The 17939-nt window shown below is 69.7% G+C and carries 22 protein-coding genes and 3 pseudogenes; 5 read left to right on the plus strand and 20 right to left on the minus strand.

Annotation, left to right across the window (positions count from 1 at the left end):
* The coding region (locus BIV24_RS32440) for a transposase (RefSeq protein WP_143064658.1) at positions 1 to 317 on the plus strand (317 nt) is incomplete at its 5' end.
* A 22-nt stretch (positions 318 to 339) separates the two neighbouring features.
* Here BIV24_RS32440 and BIV24_RS32445 read toward each other — a convergent pair.
* A pseudogene (locus BIV24_RS32445) lies at positions 340 to 1325 on the minus strand (IS5 family transposase).
* A 495-nt stretch (positions 1326 to 1820) separates the two neighbouring features.
* Positions 1821 to 2438, minus strand: coding sequence for a TetR/AcrR family transcriptional regulator (locus BIV24_RS25165; protein ID WP_071368722.1), 618 nt, complete (start codon positions 2436 to 2438; stop codon positions 1821 to 1823).
* Between the two features lie 99 nt (positions 2439 to 2537).
* Between BIV24_RS25165 and BIV24_RS25170 the strand changes: the two genes are divergently transcribed.
* Entirely contained in the window at positions 2538 to 2867 is a 330-nt protein-coding gene (locus tag BIV24_RS25170) for a hypothetical protein (protein WP_143064659.1), read from the plus strand.
* 106 nt (positions 2868 to 2973) lie between these two features.
* On the opposite strand, the gene BIV24_RS25175 is transcribed toward BIV24_RS25170, so the two are convergent.
* From BIV24_RS25175 to BIV24_RS25190, 4 genes are all read right to left on the minus strand, one after another.
* Positions 2974 to 3318, minus strand: a complete 345-nt coding sequence (locus tag BIV24_RS25175) for a hypothetical protein (RefSeq protein WP_071368724.1) — start codon at positions 3316 to 3318, stop codon at positions 2974 to 2976.
* A gap of 57 nt (positions 3319 to 3375) precedes the next feature.
* The gene (locus tag BIV24_RS25180; protein WP_071368725.1) at positions 3376 to 4038 is read right to left on the minus strand and encodes a recombinase family protein; all 663 of its coding nucleotides are present in this window, start codon (positions 4036 to 4038) and stop codon (positions 3376 to 3378) included.
* A gap of 198 nt (positions 4039 to 4236) precedes the next feature.
* Positions 4237 to 4587, minus strand: coding sequence for a hypothetical protein (locus BIV24_RS25185; RefSeq protein ID WP_071368726.1), 351 nt, complete (start codon positions 4585 to 4587; stop codon positions 4237 to 4239).
* Positions 4584 to 4961 carry a hypothetical protein gene (locus BIV24_RS25190; RefSeq protein ID WP_143064660.1) on the minus strand — a complete coding sequence of 126 codons (378 nt, stop codon included), beginning with the start codon at positions 4959 to 4961 and terminating at the stop codon, positions 4584 to 4586. Before BIV24_RS25190 ends, BIV24_RS25185 begins: the two co-directional genes overlap by 4 nt.
* Before the next feature lie 303 nt (positions 4962 to 5264).
* On the opposite strand from BIV24_RS25190, the gene BIV24_RS25195 reads away from it, so the two are divergent.
* Entirely contained in the window at positions 5265 to 6269 is a 1005-nt protein-coding gene (locus BIV24_RS25195; protein ID WP_245766937.1) for an alpha/beta hydrolase, read from the plus strand.
* Positions 6270 to 6470, plus strand: a complete 201-nt coding sequence (locus BIV24_RS35670; protein ID WP_079168516.1) for a hypothetical protein — start codon at positions 6270 to 6272, stop codon at positions 6468 to 6470.
* A gap of 404 nt (positions 6471 to 6874) precedes the next feature.
* On the opposite strand, the gene BIV24_RS25200 is transcribed toward BIV24_RS35670, so the two are convergent.
* From BIV24_RS25200 to BIV24_RS32470, 9 genes and pseudogenes are all read right to left on the minus strand, one after another.
* Entirely contained in the window at positions 6875 to 7219 is a 345-nt protein-coding gene (locus BIV24_RS25200) for a recombinase family protein (RefSeq protein WP_071368728.1), read from the minus strand.
* 3 nt (positions 7220 to 7222) lie between these two features.
* Positions 7223 to 7753 carry a helix-turn-helix domain-containing protein gene (locus tag BIV24_RS25205; protein ID WP_218149334.1) on the minus strand — a complete coding sequence of 177 codons (531 nt, stop codon included), beginning with the start codon at positions 7751 to 7753 and terminating at the stop codon, positions 7223 to 7225.
* Between the two features lie 72 nt (positions 7754 to 7825).
* The gene (locus BIV24_RS25210) at positions 7826 to 8653 is read right to left on the minus strand and encodes an isocitrate lyase/PEP mutase family protein (RefSeq protein WP_071368729.1); all 828 of its coding nucleotides are present in this window, start codon (positions 8651 to 8653) and stop codon (positions 7826 to 7828) included.
* 100 nt (positions 8654 to 8753) lie between these two features.
* Positions 8754 to 9203: a DNA glycosylase family protein gene (locus BIV24_RS34865; RefSeq protein WP_071368730.1), complete on the minus strand. Its 450-nt coding sequence runs from the start codon at positions 9201 to 9203 to the stop codon at positions 8754 to 8756.
* Complete coding sequence (locus BIV24_RS35680; RefSeq protein WP_245766938.1) at positions 9179 to 10231, minus strand: DNA-3-methyladenine glycosylase I; 1053 nt, start codon at positions 10229 to 10231, stop codon at positions 9179 to 9181. Before BIV24_RS35680 ends, BIV24_RS34865 begins: the two co-directional genes overlap by 25 nt.
* A gap of 207 nt (positions 10232 to 10438) precedes the next feature.
* Positions 10439 to 10951 (minus strand): methylated-DNA--[protein]-cysteine S-methyltransferase, encoded by a 513-nt coding sequence (locus tag BIV24_RS25225; RefSeq protein ID WP_071368731.1) that lies wholly within the window; start codon positions 10949 to 10951, stop codon positions 10439 to 10441.
* A 210-nt stretch (positions 10952 to 11161) separates the two neighbouring features.
* Positions 11162 to 11791, minus strand: a complete 630-nt coding sequence (locus tag BIV24_RS25230; RefSeq protein WP_071368742.1) for an alpha-ketoglutarate-dependent dioxygenase AlkB — start codon at positions 11789 to 11791, stop codon at positions 11162 to 11164.
* Positions 11677 to 12378, minus strand: coding sequence for an ABC transporter substrate-binding protein (locus tag BIV24_RS35685; RefSeq protein WP_245766941.1), 702 nt, complete (start codon positions 12376 to 12378; stop codon positions 11677 to 11679). The genes BIV24_RS25230 and BIV24_RS35685 overlap by 115 nt, the downstream gene beginning before the upstream one ends.
* Before the next feature lie 282 nt (positions 12379 to 12660).
* A pseudogene (locus tag BIV24_RS32470) lies at positions 12661 to 12882 on the minus strand (2OG-Fe(II) oxygenase); the annotation flags it as partial.
* Positions 12883 to 13022: 140 nt separating this feature from the next.
* Between BIV24_RS32470 and BIV24_RS35690 the strand changes: the two are divergent.
* Complete coding sequence (locus BIV24_RS35690; protein WP_245766939.1) at positions 13023 to 13322, plus strand: hypothetical protein; 300 nt, start codon at positions 13023 to 13025, stop codon at positions 13320 to 13322.
* On the opposite strand, the pseudogene BIV24_RS25235 reads toward BIV24_RS35690, so the two are convergent.
* The 5 genes and pseudogenes from BIV24_RS25235 to BIV24_RS25255 form a co-directional block, all read right to left on the minus strand.
* Positions 13310 to 13696: pseudogene (locus BIV24_RS25235) on the minus strand (transposase family protein); the annotation flags it as partial. The gene BIV24_RS35690 and the pseudogene BIV24_RS25235 sit on opposite strands and share 13 nt — an antisense overlap.
* Positions 13697 to 13739: 43 nt before the next feature.
* Positions 13740 to 14138 (minus strand): NAD(+)--rifampin ADP-ribosyltransferase, encoded by a 399-nt coding sequence (gene arr / locus BIV24_RS25240; protein WP_071368732.1) that lies wholly within the window; start codon positions 14136 to 14138, stop codon positions 13740 to 13742.
* A 520-nt stretch (positions 14139 to 14658) separates the two neighbouring features.
* Complete coding sequence (locus BIV24_RS25245) at positions 14659 to 15759, minus strand: hypothetical protein (protein ID WP_071368733.1); 1101 nt, start codon at positions 15757 to 15759, stop codon at positions 14659 to 14661.
* 542 nt (positions 15760 to 16301) lie between these two features.
* The gene (locus BIV24_RS34570; RefSeq protein WP_071368734.1) at positions 16302 to 16532 is read right to left on the minus strand and encodes a hypothetical protein; all 231 of its coding nucleotides are present in this window, start codon (positions 16530 to 16532) and stop codon (positions 16302 to 16304) included.
* Positions 16533 to 16607: 75 nt separating this feature from the next.
* On the minus strand, positions 16608 to 17828 hold the full coding sequence (locus tag BIV24_RS25255; protein ID WP_071368735.1) for an RNA-guided endonuclease InsQ/TnpB family protein: 1221 nt from the start codon (positions 17826 to 17828) through the stop codon (positions 16608 to 16610).
* Between the last annotated feature and the right edge of the window lie 111 nt (positions 17829 to 17939).

A 17939-nucleotide genomic window follows, 5' to 3' on the forward strand; every position in this document is an offset into this window, starting at 1 on the left:
CTTTCCTCCAATTCGACACAGAAATAAGGCGCGTTGTCTGCACGACGAACGCCATCGAGTCGGTCAACGCGCGCATCCGCAAGGCCGTCCGCTCCCGCGGACATTTCCCGAACGAGCAGGCAGCGATCAAGTGCGTCTACATGGCCGTCATGAGCCTGGACCCGACGGGGCAGGGCCGCAAACGCTGGTCACAGCGATGGAAGGCCGCACTCAACGCCTTCGAGATCACCTTCGACGGTCGGCCTCCGCCGCCCGCCGCTGACCCACTAACAACTCCAGAACCACCGTTAACTTTACAGACCCCGTCGCCGGCCTAGGGTCTGTGCCGAGTTGAGATCTTCATGTGAGGCTGCGGAGCCAGATGACCGCGCCACGCAGGTGGAGTCCAGCGAGGTAGCTGGCCGGGGTCTTGTCGTAGCGGGTGGCGAGCCCACGCCACTCCTTGATCTTGTTGATACAGCGTTCCACCGTGTTGCGGTCGCGGTAGAGCCTGGTGTCATGGGCCGGGGGGCGCCCGCCCCGGCGCCCCTTCTTCTTCCGGTTGGCCACCTGGTCGGTCTTCTCGGGGATCACCGCCCGGATCCTGCGTCTGTGCAGGTAGGCGCGGTTGGCGCGGGAGGAGTACGCCTTGTCGGCAGCCACGGCGGCAGGGCGGGTGCGGGGCCGGCCGGCCGGGCCCCGGACTTTGATGCGTTCCAAAACGGCAGTGAAGCGAGGGCTGTCGGCGGCCTGACCGGGAGTGAGGACGAAGGACAGTGGGCGGCAGCGGCGGTCCGCCGCCAGGTGCACCTTGCTGGTCAGCCCGCCGCGTGAGCGCCCCAGTTCGGTAGCGCGGAGCCGGGCCTTGCGGCGTCGGCGCAGGCGCCGTCGCTCCTCGCGGGCAGCATCCGCCTGCTCGTCCAGTTCGGCTACTTGGGCGTTCTGTCCCTTTGGTGAAGCCCCTTTTCCTTGGCGACGGCCTTCTCCAGGGCATCAAGCAGCTCCGCGTCGACGGCCATCCCAGCAGCGTGATGGTGGGCCCTGGCCACGGTGGAGTCCACGCTCACCAGGTCGAGGTCTGCCTGACCGCGCGCGGCAGCCTCGGCGATCACCGCTTCCATCAGTGTCTGGAAGACTCCGGACCTGGCCCACAGGTGGAACCGTCCGTAGACGGTGGACCAAGGCCCGTACCGCTCGGGCATGTCCCTCCACGGACCGCCCGTACGGAAACGCCACATCACGCCGTTGACGAGCCTGCGCAGGTTCGGAATGGGACCGCGTTCACCCAGCGGCAGCAGCGGTTCGAACACGGTCCACTCATCGTCCGTGAGATCACCCCGAGTCATCCCGCCCGTCTACCGCCCCAGCCCGGCCGGGACAGCGAAACAGCGAAACCCGTGATCTCAACTCGGCACAGGCTCTAGTCCCAGAGCCTGAGTTCCCGGGTGGCCAGGTGTAGATGACGGGTCTCCGGCGGGTGGCTGGTCGGGGCCTGGAGTCCGAGAGCCCAGACGGTGACGGCGTACTCGTACCTACCCGTGCCGGTGGCGGTGGTAGTCGCCCGCGGCGCCCTTGGTGGACTGCCTGGGTGACCCCGAGCGGCTCCGGGCCTGGCAGAGCCGCATGGTGGACAGCTTCGCCGGGGGCGCCTACTACCAGACCGAGAACCGTGGGATCTGGTTCGGCCGGGGATTCGTCACCTGGCAGGAGGTCATCGAGATCTTCCAGGCCAGTGTCAGCTCCGAGCGCCTGCAGGCCCTCGCCGACGCCCACCGCGCCATCCGGCTCCACGAGCACGATAAGCCGAACCCCCGAGAGTGGTTCCGGACCGCCGGGGGACGTCACATGGGAGGTTCGGCGCCGTGGGGCGCGGGGCGGGCGAAGACGCCCGCGCGGGCGGCGGCAGTCACGACGGCCGCGGACTGGTCGGCGGCCGCGGTGTCGAGGGGCTCGGCGGTGACCAGCAGGCGCATGTACAGGGGAGCGCCGATGGCGCGTGCCACGTCGGCGGCCTCGGTGCCGGCGGGGAGCTCGCCACGGTCGGCGGCCCGGTCGACGACGCGGGCGACCATCGTGTTGTGCCGGGTCCAGAAGGCGCGGATGACCTGGGCGACCTGGGCGTCGTGGCCGGCCGACACCACCGCGCGGATGAGTGCCTGCCCGGCGCGGTCGGTGAGGACCGCGAGGGCGGAGCGTGCGATGTCCCGCAGGTCGCCGTCGAGGGTGCCGGTGTCGGGCATGGCCACGGACCGGTCGGCGAAGAGCGTCAGCGCGTCGAGCAGAAGGCCGTCGGCGGTGCCCCAGCGCCGGTAGAGCGTCGCCTTGTGGACGCCGGCGCGACGCGCGACGGCATCGACGCTGAGCCCCGCGTATCCGGCTTCGGTCAGCTGGTCGATGGTCGCTTCGAGCACGGCCGCGCGGGTGCGTGCGGTACGGCCTCCGGGCCGCGGTTGGGACATGGGTTCCTCGAATCTAACGCGACGACTCGCTGCATTAAGTGCTCTCGACATGCCATGCTACCCACTAACGCGACACGAGGTCGCATACTGGAGTTGATCATGAATTCTTCGGTGTCCGCCGCTGTTCCGTCCCGATGGCGGGCCATCGGCCGCGTCCTCACCTGGCTGGCGGCCGTGTCGGCGCTGGCCGCCGCCGTCTCTGCCGTCTCCGACGTCACCGGGGCCGATGACCCGGTGCTGGTCGTCCAGACCTGGCGGATGTACGGGCTGTTCTTGTGCACCGGGTTGTTCGTCCTGCTGGCGCTGCGCCCGAGGGCTCACGGCGCGGTGTGGGCGCTGCTGATCGCCGACAAGGCGGCGCTGGCCCTGACCGCCGGCGTCTACCTGGCCCGCGGGGGTGCCGCGGAGGCCGCGTCGACCATCGGCTGAGACGGCGGCCTGGCCGTCATCTTGACCGCCGCGTACCTGATGACCCGCGCGTGAGTGACCACTGGCGGACGCCGCCCTCGACCCGGCCAACGCCGCTGACTAGCAACTATCTCGGCCTGCGGCCCGTTTCTGCCGTATTCCGGTGGCACCCCTCGGTCGACGTCACCCGGGTGCTGGTTTCGGGGTCGTCGTAGTTCACGTTCCTGAGCCGCGGGTCGGCGAGGAGCTTGGTGCGGGCCTGGTGCCAGCGGGTCAGTTCCTCGGCCCGTTGGCGGAAGGCGCCGGCGGTATCGTCGGTGTCGACGAGCAGGGTCTCCAGCTCGAAGTAGGCGGGGAGGGGGACCTGGTCGTCGTACTCCTCGATGGCGTCGATCTCGGGATGGGTGAAGGCCCGTACGTTGTACCGGCACAGGGTCATGGTGTTCTGCATCGACTCGCGGAAGTAGCGCATCAGCGGCTCCCGTCAGCCACGGTCAGCGCCTGGACGGCGGGCGTCTCGGGGGCTCGGTCACTTGCTGGCCTCCAACTGGCGAGGGACGGCGCGCAGTTCGCGCAGGTCGGGGATGTGGTTGTAGAGGGTGCCCGGGGAGACCCCAAGGAGCTTGGCGATCGAGGCGATGGAGCGGCCGGGGTCGGGCAGCAGGTCGCGGGCGGCCTTGATGACTTCCTCGGTGGCGACGGTGGGGCGTCCGCCGACCCGGCCGCGGGCGCGAGCGGCGGCCAGGCCCTCGCGGGTGCCCTGGACGATGAGTTCGCGGATGAACTCGGCGAGCGCGGCGAAGACGTGGAAGACGAGCCTTCCGCCGGGGGTGGTGGTGTCGAGGTTCTCGTGCAGCGACGTGAAGCCGATTCCGCGCTCGCGCAATTCGGCGACCATGTTGATGAGGTCTTGGAGGCTACGGCCGTAGCGGTCCAGGCTCGGGACGACGAGGGTGTCGCCGGCGTCGAGAAAGGCGTGGCACGCCTTCAGCTCCGGGCGCAGGTCGGTCTTGCCGGACTTCTTGTCCGCGAAGATCTTCCGGCACCCTGCGGCGGTGAGGGCATCGATCTGCCGTTCGAGCTTCTGCCCGCCGGTCGAGACCCGCGCGTACCCGATCTTGATCTCGGTGCGCACCAGCGGCTCGGCGACGAGGAGTTCGGGATGGCCGGACGGTTCGGGGAGGTCACTCATGACCCCGGATCATGTCAGAAAACGGTGGTTCGGTGTTCTTGAATGACCCAAGTTTTTGAAGGGGTTTTTGAAGGCCCTGCGGGGGTGCAGGGGCCCCCATCCGGTGATCTTCAGAAAACGATCGGTTTTTGAACGCATGGCGAGTCGGACGAGTCGCCGTTCGGCGGCTGTCCCGTCTCGCGAGACCTTGCCTCCGTCTCACCTGACCGGGTCCGGTTCGCACGCCTGCTCCACGGCCAGCACGACCGCGTGACCGCTGAAGACGTCGTAATGCGGACTGCGCCACCACATCGACTCCCGCAGCTCCTCGAGCTTCGCCTGCAGCGTCGGCAGCCCGCCCTGGTCGAACTGTGTGCACATTGCCAGGGCCAGACCCTCGTTCGCCACACGGCAGCCGTCCGGATCGGGCTCGGGCTCGGACTCCTCGACCAGATACCGGTACTGCTCATCGTTCGTGAGGTTCCGCGGTACGAAGTAGCAGCGGTCACAGCAGGTCTTGACCCACTCCTCAGTCCAAGACGACGTTCTTGTTTGACACCGGCCGATCAAGGTTGGCGTCCTGCGAGGTGACGCTGGAGGTCGAGGTGGCGGAACTGGTACACGGCTCCCACCTGTCGCAGTACGCCTCGCCGCTCGTGGGCGTCGGCTAGGAAACTCATGAAACGCCAGGGCACACGCCCCAGTACCGCCAAAACGATCCGCGCTACCAGGAACTCCATCCACACCGACCGAACGAGTCCGACCAGGAGCCCGACCAGGAGCCCGGACGCGAGCCCGAAAGGAAGCCCGAACGTGAACACGATCGCGAGCGTGAGCGCGTTCGCGAGCCCGAGCCCGAGCCCGGGCCCGGGCACGAGCCCGTTCCAGAGTTCGAGCACGAGCCCGAGCGCGAGTGCGCCCGCGAGCCCGCCCGTGAGCGTCATGACTGAGAAGGTGCGACGGTCCCGAGCCAGGACCGCGCCTGGTCCCACTGCCTTGTCCAGGTCGGGGTGTTCCGACCTGACCCCGCCCATGACCCCGCCCGCGAGCCCGACCGCGATCCCGTTCACGCGCCCGGCCCCAAGCACGAACAGGAGCCCGACCAGGAGCCCGAACAGGAGCGTGCGCGCGTCCCTGGTCCAAGCATCGGCGTCAGCCGAGCCGTCCGAACGCCCCCGCCCTCCGGCGGAGGTGGTCCCACCTGAGGGAGGACGTTCCGGCCGGGTCCGCTCCCTAGCGTTGGGGGCATGGGTCCTACGAACCTTCGCCGCCGCCAATTCGTCGGCCTCCTCGGCCTTGCGCTGCTCACACCGATGGCCGGCGCGAGCAGCGCCGAGGCGGCACCCGGTGGCCATGCCCATCCCCGCTCCGTCACCATGACGTTGCCGTCACCCACGGGCCCTTACCCCGTCGGCACAGTGTCGCTGCACCTGGTGGACGACGCGCGCACCGATCCCTGGCTTCCCACCCGCGCTGCCGCCGCACGGGAGCTGATGGCCACCTTCTGGTACCCCGCCCGGCCCGCGCCTGGGCAAGCACCAGCCCTCCAGCTGCCCCCCGGGGTGGCGGCCGAGTGGCAGCGGCTCGTTGAGCAGAAGGAGGAGTTCTCGGTCGAGCCCGGGGCCGTGGACTGGGCGCCCACCCGGACCCACGCCGTCCACCACGCCCCGGTCCGGCACCGGCCCGGCGGACTGCCGGTGATCCTTTACTCGCCGGGCAGGAACGTCCCACGCGGCTTCGGGACCATCCTCGCCGAGGACCTGGCCAGCCGGGGCTACCTGGTGGTGGCCATCGACCACACCCACGAGACGATCGCCGTGCAGTTCCCCGACGGCCGCGTCGCCACCGTGCTCGACGCCACGGAAGAGGCGACTCTGCGCGCCCTGACCGACGTTCGAGTTGCCGATGTCAGGTTCGTCCTCGACCAGTTGGAGAAGCGCGACATCGCCGACGTGTCCACGGTCGGCATGTTCGGGCACTCGATCGGCGGCGCCGCGGCCGCCCAGGCCATGCATGATGACCCGCGCATCCTCGCGGCCGCCGACCTCGATGGCGCGGTGGGCTCAGGGTCGGAGGCCATCGGCTCGGTCGTCGAGGACGGCCTCGATCAGCCATTCCTGCTGATGAACAGCATGCTCGGCAACCACCACGACGATGTGCTCTCATCCCTCTGGCAGCACCTGCGCGGCTGGCACCGCAACCTCCAGATGTCCTCCGCTGGCCACTATGCCTACACCGATCTCCAGGCCTAGTTGGCGTCCATCGCTGCCGCCGGGAAGATGCCGACCGACAAGCTCGCCGGGCTCGTCGGCGATGTCGAGCCAACTCGCTCCCTACGGGCACAACGCGCCTACCTCAGCGCCTTCTTCGACGTGCAGCTTCGGCACTGCCCTGACCACGGCCTCCTCAACGGTCCCTCGGCCGCCTACCGCGAGGTTTCGTTCATCGATTAAGGGCTGTCTGGAGAGTTACGGACGGAGTCAGAGGCGCATGACGACGGCTACCGTGCCGTGAAAGACGTACGCCCGCTGTCAAAGCGACAGGCTGCAGCACGGAAGCCCTTGAGGGCGTGGATCGTCCGCTCCGCCTCGTTGCGGCGCACATGGGCCGCGTCTGCTCGGCTCTGCCGGGGCGATGGCGGACGGGATGGGAGCTCCCCACGCACACCACAACGGACTTGCAGTCGGGTATGGCGTTCGCGAATTGCGGCAAAGTAGCCGCGTGATCACGTGCTCACCGCCGTGGCGGCCTGGTCGTCGTGTTCGCGGAGCATCCGCATGACGGTGGCGGGTGAGGGGTGCTGGCCCTTCTTCGCGCCGGTGGTGATTGACGACCCTCTTGGCGATGTCGCGCAGGCTCATCTCCTGGTCGCGTAGGTGGAGGGCCATGGACAGCTTGTCTTCGTCGGTGACGCCCGCGCCGCCGAGGGGTCGTGCGAACCCTTCAGTTCTCCGGTGAGGAACTCCAGGCCGACGTCGCTCGCCTTCAGCTCCTTGGCGAGCATGGCGAGTTCGATGCCGCGGCCGAGCCGTTTGTGCTCGTGGACGACGAGCTTCACGGCGGCCTCCAGCCCGCGCCGCTTCGTGGCGCGGGTGGAGATCTTCTCGGAGAAGACCCGTGTCACCCCGGCCTCGACGAGGGAGTCGAGCTGTGCTGCTGCGGTCGGACGGCGGGGGCCGCTCGGCGTGTGGGGGCCGAACACCGTTCACGAGCCAGGGTGTGTGGTCAGCAGTCGCGCGTTTGCGGTCGTTCGTTCCCTCTGACGCCAGGTTCCGGGTGGTTCTCCGTGGTGTCGGCGGAAGGCTGCGGCGAACGCGAAGGGCGAGCCGTAGCCGACGGTGTCGGCGATCTGGGCCAGGCTGAGATCGTCGGCGCGCAGGTGGTCGCGGGCAGGGGTCATTCGCCATTCGGTCGGGTACTGCATGGGGGCCTGGTCGAGTGCGTCCCGGAACGCCCGTGCGAAGGCGGCTCGGGACAGGCCGCTGATCGCGGCGAGTTCGGGGACCGTCCACGAGTGCGCCGCGTTCTCGTGTATGGCCTCCAGCGCGGCGGCCAGCCGCGGGTCCGCGGGTGCCCGGTACGAGCGCGGTGCGGTCGCGCTGTGGCGGAAGTCGCTGCGGATGGCCAGGACGAGAAGCAGATCCAGGAGGCGGTCCAGAACGATCTGCTGGGCGAGTTCGTTGCGGACCAGTTCGCCGGAGAGCAAAGTCGTCCGCGCCGCCGCCCAGCCCGCCACGCGCGAGGCGTGACGGGCTGCGTTATGGATGGGGCGGGCGACCCGGGCGCCGGCCGCCCGCCCCGGCCTGGGCTACTTCGCGAACTTGTCGTTGAACGCGAAGTAATTGATAGACGCGGCCATGGCCGCGTACTGCCCGGCGAGGAACGCGCGGGCCGCGTCGGCGGCGGCGGTGTAGGCGACCTGGGCGATCGCCGTGCCGGCGGAGTACCGGGACACGCCGGCGTCACGCAACTGCTCGGGGGCGGGGGCGTCGGGCAGCCACATGGCGTTGACCTTCAGGCCGGTGTCGCGCGCGACCGTGCCCAGCGCGTCGAGGTCGAGCAGGCCGGGGACGAACAGGCCGCAGGCGCCGGCTTCCCGGTAGGCGTTCCCGCGGGCGATGACGTCGGCCAGCCGGCCGTCCTCGTCGCCCACGCCGAGGAGGAATACGTCGGTGCGGGCGTTGATGAACAGGTCGACGGCGGCGTCGTCGGCCGCCGCGCGGGCGGCCGCGATGCGCTCGGCGGCGGCCGCGCTGTCATACAGCGGCCCGTCGGAGGCGCCGGAGTCCTCCAGGTTGATGCCGGCGATGCCGGTGGCCAGGAACTGCGCGATCGTCGCGCGCAGATCGTCGGCGCTGTCGGCGTAGGCGTTCTCGATGTCGGCGCTGACGGGCAGGTCGGTGGCCGCCACGATGCGCTCCAGGTTCGCCAGCACGTCCGCCTTGGCCAGCGAGCGGCCGTCGGCGACGCCCTGCGACCAGGACTGCGCGCCCGAGGAGGTCGCGATGGCCGTGGCGCCGGCCTCGGTGATCAGACGGGCGCTACCGGCGTCCCAGGCGTTGGGCAGCACGAGGAAGTCGTCGTGCAGGCTCCGGAACAGCTGGGCACGCTCCTGCTGGCTTCGGATGTCGGACATTCGTCGTTCTCCTTCCGGACCGAATCTCGGCCACATCGGGGAGACGCGCCCCGGCCTGCGAACGTGAGATGCCGGGGACGGAAAATCTCCAGGACCTCTTCTAGGCCGCGGCCCACAGCCGGGACGCGGCGTAGCTGCGCCACGGCCGCCAATCCTCGGCCGCCACGACGGGATCGGCGGCGCCGCGGGCGGCCAGGACGCGCCGCAGGACCGCGTCGCCGACGGGGAAGGCGTCGGCGTCGGTGCCGGCGCGGGCAGCCATATAGTCCATCGTCCACGGCCCCACCCCGTAGGCCGCGCCGAGCATGGCGCGGCCGGGCAGGTTCTCGGTGTCGCCGAGGTCGGCGAACAGTTCGGCGACCGCCAGCACGGTGCGGGCGCGGGCACCGGTCAGGCCGATGCGTGCGCGCAGTTCCTCGGCAGGCTGGCGGGCGATCACCCGTGGGGTCGGGAGCATGCGCAGACCGCCGCCGAATGCGGGGTCGGGGGCGTCGGCGCCGTAGGCGGCGATCAGCCGTGAACCGATCAGCCGGGCGTCGGCCAGGGACACCTGCTGCCCGATGACGGTGAACAGCGCGGCTTCGTACGCGCTGTGGAACCGGGTGATCCGCCCCCCGGGCGCTCCGCCACCAGCGGGCCCAAGACGGGGTCTGCGGCGAACACGGTGTCGATCGCGGCGATGTCGCCATCCAGGTCGAACCATCCGCGCACTCGCTCGCGGACGACCTGGTCCAGGGCGCGGGAGCCGCCGGGGGTCCCCACGGTGACCCCTGCGGCGTGGACGCGCAGCGTGGCGGCGACGGGGGGCCGTCGACGTCGATCCAGCGTTGCAGCACGGCGCGTTCGGGGTCGATCGCGTGCAGTCCTTCGATGCGGTGGGCAGTGAGGGTGGCCAGGGCGACGTCGTGGTCGAACGGCCCGACCGGGCCGATGCGCAGGACGGTCGGGGTCATGCCGGCCAGATTCCGGAGGAGCCGCGGCGGTGGGAGTCCAGCAGGTGGGTGTCGATGATGCCGATGGCTTCCATGAGGGCATGGTGGTCGGGCCGACGAACGCGAACCCTTCCGCGCGCAACGCTTTGGACAGGGCCCGTGATTCGGGGGAGATGGTGGGGATCTCGGCGAACGTGCGCGGCCTGGGGGTGTCCAGCGGCTTGAACCGCCACACGAACTCGGCCAGGCCGCCGCGGTCGCGCAGCCGGATGGTCGCCTGGGCGTTGGCCACGGCCGCCAGGATCTTCGCGCGGTTGCGGACGATCCCGGCGTCGGCCATGAGGCGTTCGACGTCGGCGTCGCCGTAGCCGACGACTCGGTCGGGGTCGAAGTCGTCGAACGCGGCACGGAACGCCGGACGCTTGCGCAGGATCGTCGCCCACGACAGCCCGGCCTGGAAGGCTTCCAGGCTGATCCGTTCGTACAGGCCGCGCTCGTCGCAGATGGGCATGCCCCACTCGGTGTCGTAGTACTGGCGAAGCATCGGATCGGTGCTGGCCCACGCGGGTCGGGCGAGCCCGTCGTCACCGACCACCACTCCGGGGTCGACGGGATGTTCCAGGGCAGGGGCGGTGTCGCTGGCCATCGGGGAACGTTCCTCGCTGTTCTTCAGGGGACGGGTGAGTCTCAGCCGCCCAGGCTCAAGGCGCATACCGTGGCGCCGGTGCCGGGCCTCGGCGGCTGTGCGGCGCAAGGCGCCAGCGGCCCGCGTCTCGGCGCGGACCGCACACAAGGGGGGTCTGGTATTCACGGCCTGATAGGCGTGCCGTCCGGCCGGAGCATGAGGTCACGGCTAGAACAGCCGTCCGGCCCGTGCCTCGGCCGGCTCCTCGAGGTCCAGCAGGATCTGCTTGCGTTCGAGCCCGCCGCCGAATCCGGTGAGTTTGCCGCCCGCGCCCACCACCCGGTGGCAGGGGATGACGATACTCACCGGGTTGCGCCCCACGGCCTGGCCCACGGTCTGCGCGAACCCCTTGCTCCCCAGTTCGACCGCGATGTCGCCGTAGGTGATCCGCTCGCCGTACGGGATCTCCCGCAGCTGTGCCCAGACCTGCTCCTGGAACTCGTCGCCGTTCGTCACCGCCGGAACGTCGAACACCTGCCGCTCCCCGGCGAAGTACTCGCCGAGTTCGCTTTGCGCCCGTGCCAGGACCGGATCGGCCGATGTGTCGGCGCGGCGGCCCCACGCCGAGGGCGGGGGCGTGTACCGGTAGCCCGGAAAGTACAGCCCCACCAGCGCGTCATCGCCGGCGACGACCAGAAGCCGCCCCACCGGACTGTCCACATAGGCGTGCCGGACGTCCATTCTGATCTCCTGTCTGCAACTGCTGCCTCTCCGTGAAGAAGACGCGCGGGCGCCCTGAAACGTGAGACGCATTCTGGCCGCGACCGGCCGGGCAGGACGGCGAGGCCGCCGAAGGCTGCGGCCAGGCCGGATTCTCGAAGGACGCGGATACGCGGGATCACAAGGCGTGCCGGGACTCCCTGGGGGGTGCGGTGTTTCGGGCGGTCGTGCTCATCGGGGCGCGGGTTTCTCAGGGGAGTCGGTCAGGCCGGTCATGCGCAACGTGATGCTGACGCGGCCGACGGTCAGACCGCAGCCGGCCGGGGCAGTGTCGAGGTGGATGCGGGGCACCCCGTGGTACGCCAGGCGGGATTCGCCGCCGAACACGAACAGGTCGCCGGAACGTAGGAGCAGGTCGGTGTAGGGCTTGGTGCGGGTGGCGGTATTGCCGAAGCGGAAGGTGCAGGCGTCGCCGATCGACAGCGACATCACCGGCGCCCGGCAGACTTCGTCGTGGTCCTGGTGCATGCCCAGGTGGGCGCCGATGTCGTAGAAGTTCACCAGCGCCGCGTCGGGGGTGTACCGGGCGACGTGCTCCGCCGGGTGGCCGGTTTCGTGCAGGGCTCGGCGCCCCAGGCGGACCAGCCAGTCCGGCAGCGGCAGGACGGCGGCTCCGTTGACGTCGTCGGCATGCCGGCTGTACCGGTAGGGCTGCCAGTGCCAGCCCAGGCACACACTCTGCACGCTCATCCGGTGCCCGTGCACGCTGGCGGCACGGATCGGGACCGGGCCGGCGGCCCAGATGCGGAACTGGCCGACGAGCCACGTCTGCTGGGCCGGGGTGAGCCAGCCAGGCAGCAGGTGCGCCCCGGGGCGGGACTGACCGGATCGCGCGACGCCTCCGGCAGGTCGAACAGCGCCGTCATTGTGGTGCTCCGGGATCGGTGACCGCGATGGCGCCGTCGTCGGTGACGGTCCAGGGTGGCGCCGTTCGCGCCGGCTCCGGTCAGGCCGCGCAGCTGCTGGGCGCCGACCAGGGCCAGCGCGGCGGGGCGGCCGATGGCGGCGGTGGCCAGGGTACGGTCGGGCCGCCAGGACGTGGACCACAGCAGCCACCGGGCCACCTGGGCCCAGCCGACCTCCGGGCCGGTCATCACCCACACGTCGGCCGGCGCGTCGGCGAACCGGCGGGCCTGGCACAGCCAGGAGGCCGCGGTCTCCGGCCAGGTGGTCGTGGCGGCCACGACGCCGCCGGCGGCCTGCCAGGCTTGGGTGATCGCGTCGGCGGCGGCCAGCGCGGCCGGGGTCCGGCCGGAGCCGACGGCGATGCTCCGGGCGCCGCGCGCCGTGGCAAGCCCAACCAGCGCGGCGACTTCGGTGTCGGTGACTGCCAGGTCCCGGCCCAGCGGTGGGGGCTGGGCCAACAGGGGGCTGGTCGGGGTATCCATGGGACGCCTTCCTCGTAAACGGTCTTCCACTGTTGGTAGGGGCCTGGGCGGCACACCGCGTACGGCCGGTATTCGGCCGCCGCGGCGTCGGCCTCGTCGGCGAAGAACATCGTCAGGCCGCGTAGCCGCCGGCGGCGATGGCCCGCAGTGCCGAAGGGCGGTCCGACCGGCCGCAGGTCTTCCAGCGGCGGCAGCCACTGCGGCCGGCTCCGGTAGCCGAGCGACAGGGGCGGCCATCCGGGCCGATGAACGCGTACAGGTCGGCGGCGTCCGTCAGGGGCTTTAGGCAGCGTCGTGGAAGACCAGGGCCAGCGTGTGCCGGTGCCCTGAGCGGATCGCCGAGACGCCGTGCCGGACCGGGGCGGCCGACCAGCCGCGCGCGGAACGCACGGGGCGGTCGCGGGTGGTGAACACGTAGCCGTGGCCCTGTCGGAGCAGGGTGGCGGTGCCGCGGGACTGGGCGCGGGGGCGCTGCTCGACCAGTAGGAACTCCCCGCCGGTGTGGAGAACCGACCGATCCCGGTCAGCGGGATCCAGCAGATACTCAACGACGCGCTCTCCCGCACCGGACTGACCGACACTACCAACCGGCCGCTGACGTTCAGCCCCACGACTTCCGACGGCTGTTCATCACGGACGCGATCATGAACGGCATGCCGCCCCACATCGCCCAGCTCGCGGCCGGCCACCGCGACATCAACACCACCATGGGCTACAAGGCGGCCTATCCCGAGGAGGTCATCAACGGCCACCGCGCGTTCATCGCCCGCCGCGGCGCCGCGAGGAGTACCGAACCCCTACCGACGAGGAGTGGGAGGAGTTCCTCGGCCACTTCGAACGCCGCCGGGTCGCCCTGGGCGACTGCGGCCGCGCCTACGGAACCAGCTGCATCCACGGGCACAGATGCCTGCGATGCAGCCTCTTGCGGCCCGGAGTACCGGTAGTTCTTGGACTGCTCGGCAATCGTGTGGTCGCGGGTAGGGACCAGGGTGCCGTCCACGATGAGCACGGTGTCCTTGCGGAACCGCTGACGCGGTTGGTGGGCGAGTAGCGGCCCGACCTGGGCGATAACGCGGTCCGCGGCGGACTTCGAGACGCCGAACAGCAGGGCCAGCTGGCGCAGAGTCAAGTTCGTGCGCCAGTACGCCGCGACCAGCAGCACCCGGTCCTCCAGCGGCAGGCCCCACGGCCGTCCGCGCCGTACCTCGTCAGCGCGCTCGCTGCGCAGTGCGGTCACCAACTTGCCGAAGTAGCGCGGGCTCAGCCCGGTGAACGGGGCTATCCAGGACGGCTCGGACGCCGTGATCACACCAGCCACAGCAAGATCATCTCACCGTGACCCAGTAGTTGAGGAACGATCCTTAGTTGATGATTCCGGCGCGGTCATCCATGCGGATTGCAGCCAGCCGGTCTCGCCACACCTGGAGAGCTTCGGGTGTCTGTCGCGTCCAGTCGGTGACCTCGCCAACGATCCGGAGCGGTTCCCTGCTGCGATAGGAGCGGGTGGGGTTGCCAGGGAACTTCTTGTCGGTGACGTTTGGATCGTTCTCGAACTCCCCGGTCGGTTCGACGACGTACACTCGCGGGGCTCCGTCGCCTGCGGCGAGTTCAGCGGCGAGTCCCGCGCCGTCGCGCAACGCGGTGAAGTAGATGTGGTTCATCACGATTTCGGGCCGGTAGTTGGAACGGAAACCGGCGGTGAGGTGATCTCCGACCCGCAGTTCGGCCTTTGTGCCGTGAAAGAACGGCCCCTCGTCCATCGCCACAGGTTATCAATCCAGGCTCAAGTGACGGAAGGCCCAACGGAATCGCGTGTCAGCCGCCGTCGGCAGGATCGTCTCGCTGCTGCTCGGCCAGGATTGCCCTGACTGACGCAACGCCTGCACCTGCGACCACAGCCACCGCAGAAGCACGCTCCGCGGTCACCGCGCCCAACAACACCAGGGTACAGAGCACCCCGACACAGACCACAACGGCAGCAACAAGCGGCTTACGGTAGCGCCGCGTTCGGCGGGTTAAGCGGACCTCGGGTGGGCTTGCATCGCTATGCGTGGACGACGGCCTGACAGGCGCGGTGGATGGAGGGCTGCACCGAAAAGTCCCGCTGGCCGCCGGCACCTCTGGCGCAACCTCCAGGTGCCGAACGGCCCGGGAAGGCGGCCAGGCAGTGCAAGCCCGTGGATGTGCTGGAACGGCAACTGCTTCCTCGCTCGAGATGACGAGGAAGCAGTCGGCATGCTGTCTGTGACCGGCGTTCAGGCCGAGGTGGTCGGGCCCTCTCTACAGAGCTGCGCCTATGGCCTTCTTCGTCGCGTTCTTGCTCTGGTAGGGGCAGGCGAGCTGGTGCAGGATCTCCTGCGCCAGCAGATCCTCGGGCCCCTTCAGCGCGTCCGCCAGCTTCCGGTCAGCGGGGAACACCATCTCCGCCGCGACGTTGTCCTGCACGATCCGGGCCAAGTTGTCGAGGGCGACGAAGATCGGGTCGGTGGGCAGTTGGGCCGTCGGCAGGTCGATCAGGTGCGAGTCCGCCTTCGCGGGGTCCATGAACTGCTTGACGATAATCGAATTCTGGTTCAGGGCGGACGTCGTCCAGATCGACAGAACGACGATGTACAGGCCGGGCCAGTCCTCCTTGCCGACCTTGCCCCGCCACCGCTTCATGAGGTCGTCCACGCCGTCGATCTGTGCCTGGGCCGCGTACCTCAAGTTGGTACTGATAGCGTCGTTCAAGCCGCCCGTGAAGTTTTCGAACGACTTCATGTCGAAGGAGCCGCGCTGCACGGACTCGTTGATGAACTTGAGTGCGATGTCGAGGATCTGCGTGCTCGACGCTTCCAGCTCCTGCGGCAAGTGCGCGTTGTCGAGCTGCTGTCGGGCGGTGGTCAGGGTGGTGCCGAATGCCTGAAGTGGGCTGACCCAGTCGTTCGTTCCGGGCCCCTTGAACGCCACCATGTCCACGTCGTGCTGTTCGAGACGGGCGGAGCTGGGGAGGTTCGGGATCTGGCGGCTCAGGTACGGCGCAATGATCGAGTAGATTCCCAGCGGAGCGTGGGCGATCGACTTGGCCAGCTCGAAGATCTCGGAGACAGGGTGCAACGACTCCTGCTCTCCGTTGTGGACGAGGGTGTACAGGCCACCCCGGTCGTCATTCTGAACGACGATGACCGGGCTGAGGTGCTTGATCAACTCGGCCCGGAGCGCGTCGTAATGCTTCTGCGTGCCGGTATCGACCGCGAAGATCGCGTTGCGGGCCTGGAGTTCCAGGGCCGCCGAGTCCGGTCCCGGCTTACTCTCGTCTGCGGATGTGGCCTCAGTGGTGCCGAGAAACGCCATGGCACCGACTGCGGTGGCGGCGCCGAGGAATCTTCCACGCGTGCTCACTTTTCGTCTTCTTTCTACGTCAAAGACCCGGACGGCGCACCGCTGCTCGTCACGCAGACAGCCAACGTCTGGCAGCGGTAAGCCGGCCAGCGCGACCGCCGTTGCGGTCCGGGGCGGGCAGTGGTGTCCGCCCCAGACCTCTCCGCGTGTCGGCTCTGTTCTACCGGGGATCCGGGCCGGAAACCGAACCGCCCACTGCGGGACCGGGCGAGCAACAGGCTCGCCCGGATACCGTGCCCAACGACCCGTCAGCAGGTTGGACACGACCCTCTCAGCCGCCCGGCACGCCTGACGCGGGGTCCTGCCCCGCAACGGCGCGGGACGGTGCTCGGTGTTCCACCAGAGCGTCCAGGACAGCAGCCGGGCGGTGAAGTCCTCCAAGCCGAGCAGCACCTCGTCCATCGGGCGGGAAGACCGCTTGCCGGGGCGCGACTGGTGGACATAGCCGGGGCAGGGCCACCAGCCGCATCCGTTCCACCGCACGGTTTAGCCCCCCGACCGTGCCCTTGAGGTGAGGGGTGTGGCAGGCAGGTCCTCCACCGTCAGGCCCGCCCGGCGCCCAGGCGGATGCGCTGCACGGAAGGGATGATGCTGACCTGGCCGCTGGCGGGGAGCACGGTGTCAAACTCGACCGCGCCAGCCGACGTCGGCAGCACCAGCGCAGGCGGCGCCGTCCCGGCGGGGACGGACACGGCCTCGGCCCGCTGAGCCGGCACGACTTTGACCGGTTCGGGCCGCGGGTTGGGGCGGAACAGGCTGTCCGGCGTCGCCATCTCGAGGGCCTGGTGCGGGCGAAGGTGGTTGTAGGTTTGAATCCTCCCCTCCCTTGAAGGGAGGGGATTCCTGGCTCAGGCAGCCACCTGGGGCGGCGCCCCGGGTGGTCTTATGCCCTCAGCACCAGCCGGGTCGAGACCAGCCCGAACGAGCATCACGCGTGCGGAGTTCTTGTCCCGGGGGCTCACGGTCCCGCATGCGGTGCAGGTGTAGGTGCGCTCTCCCAGCGGCAGTGCGTGCTTGGCTCTCGCTCCGCACTGCGCGCAGTCCATCGTGGTGTGCGCGGGGTGTACCAGGTGCACGGCCCTGCCGTGCTTGCGGCCCATCTCGATCAGGGCCTGCTTGGTGGCGCCGATGGCGGCGTCGGCGGCCTTGCGCGCCATCGAGGTCCTGGCGAGGAACTTCGGCTTGAAGTCCTCCACGGCCAGGGCGTCATGGTCGGCCACGACGGACTTGGCCCACTTGCGGCCGGTGTCCTGGCGTCGGCGTGCGACCTTCTTGTGCAGTTTGGCGCGCAGTCGTTTCGCTTCGCGGTAGCCCTTCGAGGCAGCCTGCCCCTTCTTCGGCTTGCGGCGGGCCATCATCCGGTCGTACCGGGTCAGCTTCTGCCTGGCCTTCCCGCCGTGCCCGGCGTGCGGAAGGTCGTGGGTGTCGGATGTCGTGGTGGCAGTGTCCTTCACGCCCCAGTCGATACCGATCACCGCGCCGGTCTGTGGCAGCGGCTGAATCTCGGCGGGAACGACGAAGCTGGCGTACCAGTGGCCGACAGCGTCCCTGTACACGCGTACCGACGACGGGTCCGCAGGCAGCTTTCGCGACCACACCACGGTCAGGGCGATCCCGCCCGCCAGGTGCAGACGGCCGTCCTTCAGACTAAAGCCGCGCCGGGTGTAGTTGAGGGTGGGCCTCGCCTCGCGCTTCTTCTTGTGGCGAGGCATCCCGGCCCGGCGCGCCATGGGCAGCCGGTCCTCGATGTCCTTGTGCGCCTTGGCGCGGGACTTGCCGAAGTCGCGGATGATCTGCTGCTGCGGAACCGAGCTGCCCTCGCGCAGCCATGGGATCGCCTTGCGCGCCTGGGTCAGCATCCTGTCGAGCTGTGCCGGCCCGCACGTCCGCCTGCCCCCGGTGGCCTTGTTGTGCAGGTGCACGGCCCTGGACTTGGACACGCACTCGTTCCACACCCAGCGGCACCGGTCCCACTCCGCCATCAGGACCCCGCGGGCAGCGGACGACACACGCAGCCGGAACGTGTACCGGACATGCCCCACCCCGTCGGGCCCCGTCGCTGCCGCCACACCATCACCCCCGCCCGCGTTCCGGTCACCCACCCCTGACCGGACGACCGTACGTGCGAGATCCACACGCCCGCGCCCCCTCCCACCGCGATCACCCCCATCGGCGAACCC

Origin of the sequence: Streptomyces colonosanans, from assembly GCF_001866645.1 — a bacterium.
Classification (GTDB): Bacteria; Actinomycetota; Actinomycetes; order Streptomycetales; family Streptomycetaceae; genus Streptomyces; species Streptomyces colonosanans.

Excerpts from the sequence above, each read along its gene's own strand:
- BIV24_RS25165 (WP_071368722.1), bottom strand. The coding sequence starts at position 2,438 with ATGTCCCAACCGCGGCCCGGAGGCCGTACCGCACGCACCCGCGCGGCC.
- BIV24_RS25170 (WP_143064659.1), top strand. The coding sequence starts at position 2,538 with ATGAATTCTTCGGTGTCCGCCGCTGTTCCGTCCCGATGGCGGGCCATC.
- BIV24_RS25175 (WP_071368724.1), bottom strand. The coding sequence starts at position 3,318 with ATGCGCTACTTCCGCGAGTCGATGCAGAACACCATGACCCTGTGCCGG.
- BIV24_RS25180 (WP_071368725.1), bottom strand. The coding sequence starts at position 4,038 with ATGAGTGACCTCCCCGAACCGTCCGGCCATCCCGAACTCCTCGTCGCC.
- BIV24_RS25190 (WP_143064660.1), bottom strand. The coding sequence starts at position 4,961 with ATGACGCTCACGGGCGGGCTCGCGGGCGCACTCGCGCTCGGGCTCGTG.
- BIV24_RS25195 (WP_245766937.1), top strand. The coding sequence starts at position 5,265 with ATGGGTCCTACGAACCTTCGCCGCCGCCAATTCGTCGGCCTCCTCGGC.
- BIV24_RS25210 (WP_071368729.1), bottom strand. The coding sequence starts at position 8,653 with ATGTCCGACATCCGAAGCCAGCAGGAGCGTGCCCAGCTGTTCCGGAGC.
- BIV24_RS35680 (WP_245766938.1), bottom strand. The coding sequence starts at position 10,231 with ATGGCCAGCGACACCGCCCCTGCCCTGGAACATCCCGTCGACCCCGGA.
- BIV24_RS25225 (WP_071368731.1), bottom strand. The coding sequence starts at position 10,951 with ATGGACGTCCGGCACGCCTATGTGGACAGTCCGGTGGGGCGGCTTCTG.
- BIV24_RS35685 (WP_245766941.1), bottom strand. The coding sequence starts at position 12,378 with ATGGATACCCCGACCAGCCCCCTGTTGGCCCAGCCCCCACCGCTGGGC.
- BIV24_RS35690 (WP_245766939.1), top strand. The coding sequence starts at position 13,023 with ATGAACGGCATGCCGCCCCACATCGCCCAGCTCGCGGCCGGCCACCGC.
- arr (WP_071368732.1), bottom strand. The coding sequence starts at position 14,138 with ATGGACGAGGGGCCGTTCTTTCACGGCACAAAGGCCGAACTGCGGGTC.
- BIV24_RS34570 (WP_071368734.1), bottom strand. The coding sequence starts at position 16,532 with ATGGCGACGCCGGACAGCCTGTTCCGCCCCAACCCGCGGCCCGAACCG.